This window comes from Marinifilum sp. RC60d5, assembly GCF_052400665.1.
GTDB lineage: Bacteria > Bacteroidota > Bacteroidia > Bacteroidales > Marinifilaceae > JBQTGK01.
In genome coordinates this window covers 290206-304253 of record NZ_JBQTGK010000003.1, presented here as the reverse complement: position 1 = coordinate 304253, position 14048 = coordinate 290206, and the positions used below count along the sequence as shown (strand labels likewise).

12 protein-coding genes are annotated in these 14048 nt (G+C 32.2%); 8 read left to right on the top strand and 4 right to left on the bottom strand.

Translation table 11 applies throughout. The features are described from left to right. The first annotated feature begins 24 nt into the window (after nucleotides 1–24). Together feoB and ACT3CE_RS08790 are read left to right on the top strand one after the other, a co-directional pair. On the top strand, nucleotides 25–2532 hold the full coding sequence (feoB, locus tag ACT3CE_RS08795; protein WP_444709397.1) for a ferrous iron transport protein B: 2508 nt from the start codon (nucleotides 25–27) through the stop codon (nucleotides 2530–2532). Between the two features lie 4 nt (nucleotides 2533–2536). Then, on the top strand, nucleotides 2537–2743 hold the full coding sequence (locus ACT3CE_RS08790; RefSeq protein ID WP_444709396.1) for a hypothetical protein: 207 nt from the start codon (nucleotides 2537–2539) through the stop codon (nucleotides 2741–2743). Between the two features lie 116 nt (nucleotides 2744–2859). Here ACT3CE_RS08790 and ACT3CE_RS08785 read toward each other — a convergent pair whose 3' ends face one another. Then, nucleotides 2860–3861, bottom strand: coding sequence for an ornithine carbamoyltransferase (locus ACT3CE_RS08785; protein ID WP_444709395.1), 1002 nt, complete (start codon nucleotides 3859–3861; stop codon nucleotides 2860–2862). An 88-nt stretch (nucleotides 3862–3949) separates the two neighbouring features. Further along, nucleotides 3950–4906, bottom strand: a complete 957-nt coding sequence (locus tag ACT3CE_RS08780) for a carbamate kinase (protein ID WP_444709394.1) — start codon at nucleotides 4904–4906, stop codon at nucleotides 3950–3952. A gap of 453 nt (nucleotides 4907–5359) precedes the next feature. On the opposite strand from ACT3CE_RS08780, the gene ACT3CE_RS08775 reads away from it, so the two are divergent. From ACT3CE_RS08775 to ACT3CE_RS08750, 6 genes are all read left to right on the top strand, one after another. Further along, the gene (locus ACT3CE_RS08775) at nucleotides 5360–6037 is read left to right on the top strand and encodes a hypothetical protein (protein WP_444709393.1); all 678 of its coding nucleotides are present in this window, start codon (nucleotides 5360–5362) and stop codon (nucleotides 6035–6037) included. Between the two features lie 127 nt (nucleotides 6038–6164). Further along, nucleotides 6165–8546, top strand: coding sequence for a DNA translocase FtsK 4TM domain-containing protein (locus ACT3CE_RS08770; protein ID WP_444709392.1), 2382 nt, complete (start codon nucleotides 6165–6167; stop codon nucleotides 8544–8546). Between the two features lie 56 nt (nucleotides 8547–8602). Then, the gene (locus tag ACT3CE_RS08765; RefSeq protein WP_444709391.1) at nucleotides 8603–9244 is read left to right on the top strand and encodes a LolA family protein; all 642 of its coding nucleotides are present in this window, start codon (nucleotides 8603–8605) and stop codon (nucleotides 9242–9244) included. Between the two features lie 119 nt (nucleotides 9245–9363). Then, nucleotides 9364–10560: a lipoprotein N-acyltransferase Lnb domain-containing protein gene (locus ACT3CE_RS08760; protein ID WP_444709390.1), complete on the top strand. Its 1197-nt coding sequence runs from the start codon at nucleotides 9364–9366 to the stop codon at nucleotides 10558–10560. Continuing rightward, nucleotides 10557–11303 carry an acyl-[acyl-carrier-protein] thioesterase gene (locus ACT3CE_RS08755; RefSeq protein WP_444709389.1) on the top strand — a complete coding sequence of 249 codons (747 nt, stop codon included), beginning with the start codon at nucleotides 10557–10559 and terminating at the stop codon, nucleotides 11301–11303. The genes ACT3CE_RS08760 and ACT3CE_RS08755 overlap by 4 nt, the downstream gene beginning before the upstream one ends. 13 nt (nucleotides 11304–11316) lie before the next feature. Then, nucleotides 11317–11880 carry a hypothetical protein gene (locus ACT3CE_RS08750; RefSeq protein WP_444709388.1) on the top strand — a complete coding sequence of 188 codons (564 nt, stop codon included), beginning with the start codon at nucleotides 11317–11319 and terminating at the stop codon, nucleotides 11878–11880. Between the two features lie 54 nt (nucleotides 11881–11934). Here the strand turns inward: ACT3CE_RS08750 and pyk are convergent, their stop codons facing one another. Together pyk and aroQ are read right to left on the bottom strand one after the other, a co-directional pair. Beyond that, nucleotides 11935–13350 (bottom strand): pyruvate kinase, encoded by a 1416-nt coding sequence (gene pyk / locus ACT3CE_RS08745; protein WP_444709387.1) that lies wholly within the window; start codon nucleotides 13348–13350, stop codon nucleotides 11935–11937. A 122-nt stretch (nucleotides 13351–13472) separates the two neighbouring features. Continuing rightward, nucleotides 13473–13904 carry a type II 3-dehydroquinate dehydratase gene (gene aroQ, locus ACT3CE_RS08740; protein WP_444709386.1) on the bottom strand — a complete coding sequence of 144 codons (432 nt, stop codon included), beginning with the start codon at nucleotides 13902–13904 and terminating at the stop codon, nucleotides 13473–13475. Nucleotides 13905–14048 lie beyond the last annotated feature (144 nt).

Below are 14048 nucleotides of genomic sequence, written 5' to 3'. Positions count from 1 at the left end.
TAGCGAAACGGAAATAGACAACAAATGAAACTTTCTGAATTAACAGATAATCAAGAAGGAATAATTATTAAAGTACTGGGGCACGGTGCTTTTCGAAAACGAATCACAGAAATGGGATTCGTAAAAGGAAAAAAAGTAACCGTTATTAAAAATGCTCCCTTAAAAGATCCTGTCGAATATGAAATAATGGGATATGAAGTATCGCTGCGAAGAAGCGAAGCTGCTTTAATTGAAGTTATCACCCTGAAAGAGGCCAAAAATATAAAAGCACTAGATTTTGAAGGAACCTTTAACGACGAAATACTTAAAACATCTGCAAAAGAAAAAGGCAAAAAAATTAATATTGCTCTAGTAGGTAATCCTAATGCCGGAAAAACAACATTATTTAATTTTGCATCCGGATCTAAAGAACATGTTGGAAATTACAGCGGGGTTACTGTAGATTCCAAACAAGCCAAAGTAGTTCAAAATGGTTATCGCTTTGACATAACAGACCTACCTGGAACTTACTCTTTAACAGCATACTCTCCCGAAGAATTATTTGTACGAAAATATATTTTGGCAGAAAAACCCGATGTTGTGGTTAATGTTATTGATGCATCTAATTTAGAAAGAAATCTATACTTAACTACTCAATTAATCGACATGGATATTAAGGTCGTTATTGCCTTAAACATGTACGACGAACTAGAAAAAAAAGGAGCTCGTTTTAACTATAAAGCCTTATCTAACATGTTGGGAATTCCAATTATTCCAACAGTTAGCTCGAAAGGAAAAGGAATTAAAGAACTTTTTAATAAAATTATTAAAGTTTACGAAGACAAGGATCCTATTGTTCGTCATATTCACATTAATTACGGAGTTCAGGTAGAAAAAGCAATTTCTAAAATTCAGGATAAAATAAAAGAAGACCGAAAAATGTGCGCAAAGGCTTCGCCCCGATTTATTTCAATAAAACTATTGGAAGGTGATGAAAGTGCTCGTTTTGTAATTAAAGAAAGTGAAAAACACTTTGAAATTAAGGATGAAGTTAAACATCAAATATCTAAAATTGAAAACGAATTTGGTGAAGTTTGCGAAACAGTAATTACCGATGCAAAATATGGTTTTATTGATGGTGCACTTAAGGAAACATATAAAGAGAGTCCGGTAAAAAGGAGAAGAAAAACCACGATTATAGATACTTTTCTTACCCACAAACTATTTGGATTCCCTATCTTCTTCCTGTTTATGTTTTTAACATTTTATGCTACATTCAATCTTGGTCAATATCCAATGAATTGGATTGACATGGGAGTTTCTGCATTGGGTAACTTAATAGAAAACTGGATGACTCCTGGCCCATTAAAAGATCTATTGGTAGATGGTATTATTGGTGGCGTTGGTGGTGTTATCGTATTTCTTCCAAATATTTTAATCCTTTTCTTCTTTATATCCTTCATGGAAGATACCGGATACATGGCACGAGCAGCCTTTATAATGGATAAACTAATGCACAAAATTGGCTTACACGGCAAATCGTTTATCCCTCTTATTATGGGATTTGGGTGTAATGTTCCAGCTCTAATGGCTACACGCACTTTAGAAAATAGAAACGACCGCATTCTTACGATGCTAATTACTCCGTTTATGTCGTGCAGTGCACGCTTACCGGTTTATATCCTAATTATCGGAACTTTTTTCCCTAGCAATGCAAGTCTGGTTCTTTTTGGCATTTATATGTTAGGAATTTTCTTAGCAATTATTTTTGCCAAGATATTTAAAGCAAGTTTCTTTAAATCAAAAGAAGCTCCTTTTGTTATGGAATTACCACCTTATAGACTTCCTACCTTAAGAACCACCATTAGACACATGTGGAACAAAGGGTTCCAATATCTAACAAAAATGGGAGGTGTAATACTTATTGCATCAATAATTATTTGGGCATTGGGATATTTTCCAAGAGATATTGAATACTCACAAGATTACACAAAAAAAATAAATGAACTCACATTAGAATACAATCAAAACACCGTTAATTTTAATGAGAATGCCAGCTTAAATTCTTTAAATGAACTTAAAAATGAGAAAATTGAGAGTTTAAAGCATTTAATGATGGAAGAACAACAAGAAAAATCATACATTGGCCAAATTGGACATTTTTTTGCTCCTGCACTCCACCCTCTAGGCTTCGATTGGAAAATGACCGTTAGTATTTTAACCGGAATTGCAGCAAAAGAGGTCGTTGTTAGTACAATGGGCGTTCTCTATCAGGAAGGCGAAGGTGTTGATGAATCAAGCGAAGGATTGAGGAATAAATTAAAAGAGCAAAAATTTACGGGTAAGCATAGAACAGGAGAAAAAGTATTTACCTCCTTATCGGCTTTATCTTTTCTAATTTTTATATTAATATATTTTCCTTGTGTTGCTGTTGTTAGCACTATTACAAAAGAAGCCAACTGGAAATGGGCAAGCTTTGTAGTCTTCTATACTACAGGATTAGCTTGGCTGGTATCATTTCTTATTTTTCAAATAGGTAGTTTAATAATTTAAAAATATGGGCATTCAATTAATTACAACTTACTTAATAGTATTCTCTGCATTTGCTTATGTAATTTATCATTTCATTAAATTATTTCAGAGTAAGGGAAACTCGAAATGCAATGGATGTACTGGCGGATGCAGTTTAAAATACGAGCTTAATAAAAGAGGAATAAAAACTGTTCCTCACAATAAAAATAAGTTTACATATATTAAAAATTAACACAAACCTGTATTTATTATTAATAGAAGAATACAACTATTCATATAAAACATAAGACAAAAAAAAGGACAACTCATAGTTGTCCTTTTTTCTTATTTCTATAAATTAAATCCAAGTTAGGCTCCTAATGTTGCAACCATAACTGCTTTAATTGTATGTAAACGATTTTCAGCTTCATCAAATACGATAGATGCTGAAGATTCGAATACATCTTCGGTAACCTCAACACCGTTCATACCAAATTTCTGATAAACATCTTCACCAACTTTAGTTTCTCTGTTGTGATAAGCAGGCAGACAATGCATAAACTTACAAGCTGCATTATCAGTCATAGCCATAGTTTCTTTATTTACCTGATATGGTTTCAAGATATCAATTCTTTCTTTCCAAACCTCATCTGGCTCTCCCATTGATACCCAAACATCGGTATAAAGAAAATCGCACCCCTTAACACCCGCCTCGGCATTATCGGTAACTGTTACTTTAGCACCAGTTTCTTTGGCGATCTCAAGACATTGAGTCACCAACTCTTCTTCTGGCTGAAGGTTTGTAGGACCAACAATTCTAACATCCATTCCCATTTTTGCAGCACCTACCATTAGTGAATTTGCCATATTATTTCTAGCATCGCCTAAATAAGCAAAAGAAACCTGATTTAAAGGCTTATCTGTATGCTCCATCATGGTTAAAAAGTCTGCCAAAATTTGAGTCGGATGATATTCATCAGTTAATCCGTTCCAAACTGGTACTCCCGCATGCTTCGCTAATTCTTCAACAACGGTTTGTCCAAAGCCACGATACTCTATACCATCGTACATACGACCCAACACTCGAGCTGTATCAGCCATGGACTCCTTAATACCAATTTGCGAACCAGAAGGACCTAAATAAGTTACATGAGCTCCCTGATCGTAAGCCGCAGTTTCGAAAGCACAGCGTGTACGAGTAGAAGATTTCTCAAAAATTAAAGCAATATTCTTCCCTTTCATTGTCTGAACCTCAGTTCCTGCATATTTCGCTCTTTTTAGATCTCTAGCAAGATCTAACATGTACTGAATTTCTTTTGGAGTAAAATCCAATAACTTTAAAAAGTTTCTGTTTCTAAGATTGAAAGCCATTATTTATTCATTTTTATTGATTACAAACACAAAAGTAATTGTTATCCGTTATTTATAATAATATTCCATATAGAATTAATAAACTTTATTAATCCTCGTATTCCATTGTTATTTTTGTTCCGAAAGATTTATCTTCCAATTTTGTAGCCTCTGTAATTACAGATTTACCACCTCCATTTTCAATAAAGCTCAGGCAAGCGCGAATTTTTGGAGCCATACTGCCCTCTGCAAAAGTTCCATCTGCCATTAATTGCATAGTATCAGTATGATTTAGAAACTCTAATTTCTTTTCGTTTGGACCTTTAAAATCCTGATATACAAAAGGAACATCAGTTAATATATAAAATTCATCAGCTTTAACTCTTGCACCGATTAAAGCAGAAGCCAAATCTTTGTCGATTACAGCCTCAACAGGACAAATATTTCCATCCTTATTAATCGAAACAGGAACACCACCACCACCAACAGTAATAACAATATTACCCTGACGAGCCAAATTTTCAATTACTTTTTCGTTCATTACCTGAATTGGCTTTGGTGAAGGAACCACTCTTCTCCATCCTCCATTCGCTTTTACTTCTTCCTTAAAAATCCACGATTTGTCTGCAGTTAGCTTATCGGCCTCTTCTTTAGTATAAATTTTACCGACACGTTTTACTGGATTTTTAAAGGCAGGATCATTCTCATCTACTACAACTTGCGTTACCAATGTTACAACATCCTTTTCGATTCCATTTGCTTTTAATACATTACGCAAATTTCTCTCGATCATATATCCAATTCCTCCCTGAGAATCTGCAACATCGATATCCAAAGGCATTTGAGGAATGTTATATAACTGTTCACCGGCATCGTTTCTCATAAGGATATTACCAACCTGAGGACCATTACCATGAGCAATAATAATATCATATCCTTCGTTAATTAAGAAAATAAGATTTTTTAAGGTATCTGTAGTATTCTTATCTTGCTCTTCTACAGTACCTTTCTGATTACCTCGAAGTAAAGCATTACCTCCTAAGGCTACAACTGCTAACTTATTCATTATTTTTTGCTTTATGTTTGTCATGTTAATTCTGCAAAACTAAAAAAAATTATTTCAAAAAAAACTCTTTTCATATTTTTTAAATTATTTTTCACCCCTTGTTTTTCAGTACATTACAGACTTTGATTTTTTACTGTTTACTACTAAATTTTATAAAACAATGAAATTCAAACTGTCCAAGAGAATATTATTCACTCGTTTGCAATACTCAACTAAACAATGCAATTATGTTTATTTCTAATAAAAAATCAATATTCTGATTAAAATTCATTTTTATTATTCTTTTTTAAACAAAAAATTTATTGCTTCGTAAAATATTTTTAATATTCTAAAAAGATCATGAAAATAAAGCATGTATTGATATCTATTTTTATATTTTTAAGGAGAATATTTCTCTTTACTAATAGTTAGACTTTAGCATTAACAATTACTAACATTATTAAACCATTTTATATGAAGCCTGGCTTTTTTATTCTTCTTTTTATCGTATTATTATATGGCTGTAAAAACAATTTGGTCAATAATAACACTGACGAAGGAGTAATCACTTATGATGTTAGTTATTTCGATTCCGAAAAAGATAATCCTATCATAACTTTACTTCCTAATAAAATAGAATTAAGATTTAAAAACAATAATATTAGTCTTGTATCAGAAGGGTATCTTGGCCTTTTTAGCACAAAATTCATATCAATTTACGAAACAGAAAATAGCAATATTTTGCTAAAGGTACTAAACAATAAATTTAACTATGAATTCCCTAAAGACGAAATTGCTTTTATCTACAACCAACTACCCCCCAACAAAATAGAAGTACTCGACTCTGTAAAAATAATAGCGGGATATGAATGTAAATTGGCAAAATTATCTTTCGAAGATAAAAATTGTCCTTCAATTACTATTTGTTACACAAACGAAATAGGTCTTGCTAAACCAAACAGAAATACACCCTTACACAAACTTAATGGTGTGTTACTAGAATTTGAATCAACAATGAATCAAGTAAATGCAAAATTCACAGCCACAAAGGTAAGCTTAAAACCTGTTGAAGATAAAGAATTTATTATACCTGATGACTACAAAAAATCTGATTTAGCTACTTTGCAAAAATATATAGTGGATTTCAATTGATTAAGATTTCTAAAATAAATTTCTACTTCAACACAATAAAATTTCTGTGGATATAAAAGCCATTTTTATTACTTTTACATAAATTTCACAGCAGGGTGACTTACACAACACACTGAAATTAATTCGAATGGCTAAAAAGAAAACAACTAACACAAAAAAAAGTAAAAAAAACTTCAGTAAACCCGATTTTTTAAAGGACGAAAAATTCATATTTCTAATAAGAATATTTTTCCCACTACTAACTGTATACTTGAGCTTAGCTTTTGTATCTTTTTTCTTTACCGGTGGTGCAGATCAAAGTAAATTAGATATTAAATGGCTTGAATTAATAACAAATTCGGATATTAGGGTTGAAAACTGGACTGGAAAAACTGGTGCCTACATTTCAAATCTTTTTATAAATAAAGGCTTTGGTATTGCTTCGTTCTCCTTCCTATACCTAATGTTTATTCTATCGCTTCGAACCTGTAATATTAAAATTCATTCTCTTAGAAAAACAATTCTATTTACATTATTATTCAGTATTTGGTTATCAATAGGAATGGCCTTTACATTTGTCGACTCTACAAGTGATTCTTACCTTTTTCTAGGAGGTTCGCATGGTTATTATATCAGCAAATGGCTAATATCTACAATAGGAAATGTTGGTACACTGTTTGTTCTTGTTCTTAGCATACTTTGTCTTTTAACCTTTGGATTTCAAAACACGGTTAGCTTCTTTAAGAAAATGATACCAGAGAAAAAAGCAAAAATTACCGAAAATGAAATAGAAGAACCTCAGAACTCTGCAAAAGAAATCATATCTGAATCTCAAGAAAATAAAGACACAGAACTAGAAGATACTCCGGAATTCGAAAATGAAATTATTCTTACAACAGAAACTGAAGAAATACCCGAATTAAAAAATAAAAAAACCACTAAAACTGAACAAAAAGAAGATGTGGAACTTAAAATTGAAACAGTTCGCAAGCAAGAAGAAACTGTATCGATTAATCAAACACCATTAGAAGATTTTGATCCTACTTTAGATTTGTCGAGATATAATTTTCCAACTATAGAGCTATTGGAAGAACACGATTCAAATAATTCTGCAGTTAGTAAAGAAGAACTACAAAGCAATAAAAATAAAATTGTAGAAACACTTCGCCATTATAAAATTGAAATTGTTCAAATTAAAGCAACTATTGGTCCAACAGTAACTCTTTACGAAATTGTTCCTGCTCCAGGAGTTAGAATATCCAAAATTAAAAACCTCGAAGATGATATTGCCTTAAGCTTATCTGCTTTAGGCATTCGTATTATTGCTCCAATTCCAGGAAAAGGAACAATAGGTATTGAGGTTCCTAATCGAACACCCGAAATTGTATCGATGAAAAGCATAATTGCTTCGAAAAAATTTCAAGAATCGAAATTTGCTCTTCCTGTCGCAATGGGACGAACAATTTCTAATGAAACCTATACTTTAGATTTGGCAAAAATGCCTCACCTCCTTGTTGCGGGTGCTACCGGGCAAGGTAAGTCAGTTGGTTTAAATGCAATTATTACTTCCCTACTCTACAAAAAACATCCTTCGCAACTTAAGTTTGTGTTAATCGATCCAAAAAAGGTGGAATTAAGTATTTATTCAACAATAGAAAAACACTTTTTAGCAAAACTACCAAACGAAGAAGAACCTATTATTACCGACATACATAAAGTAATTGCCACACTTAATTCTCTTTGTGTAGAAATGGATAGTCGATATGATCTTCTCAAGAAAGCTCATGCAAGAAATATTAAGGAATACAATGGAAAATTTATTAAACGAAAATTAAATCCGGAAAACGGACATCGGTTTTTACCATATATTGTTGTAATTATAGATGAGTTTGCTGATTTAATTATGACTGCAGGTAAAGAAGTTGAAGCTCCTATTGCCAGAATTGCCCAATTAGCCCGAGCCATTGGTATTCACATGATTATAGCAACACAGCGACCATCTACAAACATTATTACAGGTGTTATTAAAGCTAACTTTCCTGCTCGTATTGCTTTTAAAGTTGCATCGATGATCGACTCGCGAACAATTTTAGATAGTCCGGGAGCAAACCAGTTAATTGGTCGTGGAGATATGTTAATTTCTACCAATAGCGATGTAGTTCGTGTACAATGTGCTTTTGTTGATACTCCCGAAGTAGAAGCAATTACAGAATATATTGAACAGCAACAATCCTATCCGTCGGCCTTACTATTACCCGAATATGTGGGGGAATCATCCGAAACATCGGCCGAGGTAGATCTGCAAAAAAGAGATGTACTATTCGAAGATGCAGCCAGATTAGTTGTGGGGTCACAACAAGGATCAACATCAGGAATTCAGCGCCGATTTTCAATAGGCTATAACCGGGCAGGAAGAATTGTTGATCAATTAGAAGCTGCAGGAATTGTAGGTCCTTTTGAAGGCAGTAAAGCTCGCCAGGTATTAGTATCGGACGAATATTCGCTTGAAAAACTACTTAGCGATATTTAAACACAATGGCACAATAATTGATAAACATATTTGCATAAATTATAAAATTTCATAACATGAAGAACATCTTTTGCTTGATATTAATCGGAATAACCAGTTTGAGCATTTCAGCTCAGGATAATAAGGCAAAATCTATCTTAGATAAAGTATCGGCCAAAAATAAAGAATACAAAAGCATAAAGGCTAATTTTACTTTTTCAATGGATAATGAAGAGGAAGATATTCATGAAATTTCGGAAGGAAATATCATATTAAAAGGCAATAAATACCGTTTAAAATTAATGGGCGTTGATACCTATTTCGATGGTACAACTATGTATTCGCATATTATAGATGCCGAAGAAGTAAACATTACAGAACCAGAAGAAGATGAAGACGAAGCATTAAATCCGGCAAAAATATTTTCAATTTACGAAACAGGCTTTACCTATAAATATGTAAACGAAGAAAAAACAAATACCGAAACTGTTCATGTTATCGATTTATTTCCTATCGACACCGATAGAGGTTTTTCATACATTAGATTAAAAATTAACAGTAAAACCAACCAGATAAGTTCACTTAAATCAGTAGGCGTTGACGGAAATGATGTTAGTATTGTTCTGAAAAATTTAACTCCTAACATTCAATTTTCCGATTCTGATTTCGTTTTTAATACCGAAGAGAATCCAGATATTGAAATTAATGATATGAGATAATCTTTATTAAAAGAAATTTCAATCCTCTGCTCCTTTTTGCAGGGGATTTTTTTATAACCAATAAATAATCCCAAATAGTCGTATTTTCCTTATCTTCGATCAGATAAAAATCCAATTTTATGAAAAGAAATAAATCCTTTCGATACTACATTATATTACTGATTATTACACTTACTTCTTTTTCTAATTCTTTTGCGCGGGAATTATCAGATCAATCGGAAGTTAGCCTGTTAACCTGCTCTCCGGGCGAAGAATTATATTCTTTATTTGGACACTCGGGTTTACGTTTTAAAGATCCAAAAAACAATATGGATATTGTTTTTAATTATGGAACTTTCGACTTTAACACTCCAAACTTTTACGTAAAATTTGCTCGTGGAAAATTAAAATACAAACTCGCTGCAGCTGATTTTGAAAGATATAAAAAAGCATATATTTATGAAAAAAGAGGAATAATTGAACAAAAACTAAATCTCGATTTAGCTAGTAAAAGAAAACTATTCGCAGCTATTCTCGAAAATTACAAACCCGAAAACCGCTTTTATCATTACGATTTTTTATTTGACAACTGCTCCACTCGAATCCGCGATATAATAGAAAAAAATACCAAGGGTAAAATAACATATCCTGAAAATAAGAATACTCCTAAAACTTTCTGGAATTTATTGGATCATTTCATGCAGAAAAGCCGATGGATATATTTAGGAATTCATTTAATTTTGGGTACTCCATGCGATATTGAAGCAACTCCCTATGAGTATATGTTTTTACCAGATAATATGATGCATGCTTTTGCCGACGCAAAAATAATAAATAAAGACTCTGCTGTTCCCTTAGTTTCTTCCACAAACACAATACTAAAAGAAACTTTAATTTTAGAAACTACTGTTTGGTATCAAAGACCCATTTTTATATTTGGTATAATTGCCATTCTCGGACTTATTGCAAGCTTATTCTATTATCGAAAAAAAAAGAACCTATTTGTAATTGATTATCTATTATATGGAGCAAGTGGATTACTTGGGTGGATCATTATTTTTCTTTGGTTCTTCACCGATCATCAGGCTACAGGACCAAATTTAAATATCTTATGGGCAATACCTATACATTTTCCTTTAACATTAATATTTCTTGCCCGGAAAAACATCTACTCTTACTATTATTTTTTAATAATGTCAATTTTACTTTTAATTGTTATAGGATGCTGGTATTTTATTCCTCAGTCATTACCAAATGCAATTTTGCCATTTGTAGTTCTACTGTTAATCAGATTTTTATACATAAGTAAAAAACTAAAATTTAAATTAGCCCAATGAATACTGATATAAATACATCAAAATATACTCAAAACTTTAGAATAGGATCCTTTGATACCGACTTTAGTGGGAAGGTTAAAATGACCTCTATTTGTAACTACCTTCAGGAAATTGCGGGCATGCATGCCGAAGCTTTAAACTGGGGAATTGATGATCTAAGAAAGCAAAACCTTTCATGGGTTTTATCTCGGTTAAAAATAAAAGTATTTAATTACCCAAAATGCAAAGATGTTTTAAAAATAGAAACCTGGCCAACAGGCATAGAGGGGCTATTTGGCAACAGAGAATTTAAAATTTTTAATGAAAAAGGAGAACTAATGATGATTGCCAGTTCGTGCTGGTTAATTATTAACTTTAAAACAAAAAGACCTGTTCGTCCGCACAATATTATTGGCGATAGTTACTTCGAAAATGAAAAACTATTTAAAAATTCACTACAAAAAATAAAAGCCTTAAGTTGTGGTGAATTACAAGAATCCGTAAAAGTACATTATAGCGACATTGATATTAATCAGCACGTTAATAATGTAAAATACCTTAAATGGATTATTGATTCTTGTCCAATTGAATTCCTTCATGAAAAAGAAATTGACGAATTAGAAATTAACTTCCTTCATGAAGTAAAATTCGCTGAAACATTAACAATATTTATGCAATCAAATGCAAATAATGAATTACAATTTGCCATTAAAAAGCAAGATAGTAATATCGAAAATTGCAGAGCTATTCTTAAATGGAAATAATTATAAAACTAATATGAACACATTAATTACAAGTTTAGAATCAGCTTTTTTTCACCTGGTTTCCCTATCCTCTTTTGATCTATTTTTAATTTTGGCACTCTTTGGAATTGTGTTTCAATTAAAAGACTATAAAAGTTATTTATCTCTGCTGCTGGCATTAAGTTTAGGATCAATCGTTGGATTACTTTTGGCAAATATGAATATTACAAATTTTTCGGCATCAACAATAAGACTTGCTCTGGCGATCGCTTTTCTATGTATAGGAATTCATAATATAGTTTCAAAAAATTTATCAGCCAACGCAATACGCTACAATTATTATGCACTATCAGGTCTGGCACTAGGTACAGCTTTAAGTCTGCACTACACAAAAATATACGGATCTGGTTTTAAATTTTTTACCTTTGCAGGATATAGTCTGGGAACATTATCCGCTTATTTAATAATTTCTTTTGTTGCCATATTAATCTCAACGCTTATTGTTGTTCTTTTTAAAACCGACAGGCGAAGTTTTAATTTGGTAATATCCGGAATTGGAATAGGAATAGCATTGGTATTTATTTACCTAAGATGTTAAAAAAAATGCGAATCAAATTGATTCGCATTTTTTTTTTGGAATATCTATTGCGTTTTATACTTTGTGTGTTAATTGATCAACCTTACTAATTTCCATAAAAGAAACTCCTTTCGAAGGACCAAAACTACCCCCTATAATAATCACCATATCATCGGCAGTAAAATAATTTTTCTTCATTAAAGTAAACATCGATTGTTTCACATATTCATCTCTACTAGCTAATAACTTTCTGTAGCCAGCCTCAACTCCATAAGAAAGAGCTAATTCACGCATCACTCTCTTCGAATAGCACAATGCATAAACCGGAGAAGTTCCGCGATAAGCAGACAAATAACGTCCTGTTCTACCTGTTAAAGTATCAGTAACAATCGCTTTTACTGGCAATAATTGCGAAGACTTAACTGCCGAACGAGCCAAAATAGCTGTTAACTCCTGATTACTAGGAACAAAATTCTTTCTAGTATCTGGATATAATTCTTTTTCAACCTCAACAGCAACTTCTTTCATGCAACGAACCGATTCAACTGGATAATCACCATAAGCCGTTTCACCACTAAGCATTATTGCATCTGTCCTATTATAAATAGCATTTGCAACATCACTTACCTCGGCACGTGTTGGTCTTGGGTTACTAATCATAGAATGAAGCATTTGTGTTGCAATAATTACAGGCTTCTTTCTTTCCATACATTTTCTAACAATTCTTCGCTGAATTACAGGAATCTTTTGAGCAGGAATTTCGATGGCTAAATCACCTCTGGCAACCATTACTCCATATACATGATCAAGAATTTCATCGATATTATCAACACCTTCCTGGTTTTCTATTTTAGCAATAATTTTTACTTTCGAATCATACTTATCAAGAATTTTCTGAATCTCAATTACATCTTCTTTATGACGAACAAAAGAATGCGCAATAAAATCAAGATCCTGTTCAATGGCAAAATCAATAAACAATCGATCTTTTTTACTTAAAGAAGGTAACTTTATAGAGACACCAGGAACATTAACACTTTTTCGATTTTTAATGGGTCCTTCATTTTGTGCTTCTACAGTAAGGAATTGATCATTTTTATCAACTACCAGTAACTCTAATTCTCCATCATCAATCAAAATCTTTTTACCAACTTCGATATCTTTCACAAAATCCACATAGCTTACTAACAAGCAATCATCTGCTGCAAGTCCTTCGCTTTTACCTTTAATTTTAATACTTTCCCCTTTTTTAAGGTAAAGTCCATCCTTCACATCCATTGTTCTAATCTCCGGACCTTTTGTGTCTACAAGCAATGCAATTCGGTCTGATACTTCTCTTACATTATCAATTACCTTTTGAGCATCGGCATGTGTTTGATGAGCTGTGTTTAACCTCACAACATTCATACCTTCCTCAAAAAGTTGTGTAAGAAACTCAACATCACACTTCTTGTCAGAGATGGTGGCAATAATCTTTGTGCGCTTCTTCATAGAAATACTCTTTCATTATTAGTTTTGGCTGCACAAAGATAAACAATTTAAGAGAGCTAAGTAAGTATATTTTCTATAGCATAAAAATAAGAATGTAAAAAAAATCCTTTATCCGGTAAAAATCACCTTTCATCCAAACCGAATAGTAATGCTTCTATAGCCAATCGGTATGAATTTAATCCGAATCCTGCAATTGTTCCTAAGCAATCCTTACCTATCATAGTTTTAGATCTAAATGATTCACGCTTATGAACATTAGATATATGAACTTCGATAACTGGTGTATTGACTGCGGCAATAGCATCTGCCAATGCAATTGAAGTATGTGTATAAGCTCCTGCATTTAATACAATACCATCATATTTAAAGCCTACACGATGAATTTCATTAATTAATTCTCCCTCAATATTTGATTGATAATACTCTAGATTAATATTATGATATTGTGCTTTTAAATCTTTAAAGTACGATTCAAAGGAAAGTTCTCCATATATAGATTTTTCACGTACTCCAAGTAAATTTAAATTTGGGCCGTTTATGATCAAAAAATTCATCTTATCAAAAAAATTAAAGGTTAAACATAAAGAGTTCTTCAAAAACTTGTAAGCTTACGTAATATTTTTTTAAATTGCACACAGGAATTATCATAAATATTTTGTATCTTATCTTTTGAAAAGTAAAACTAGTAATAATATAGC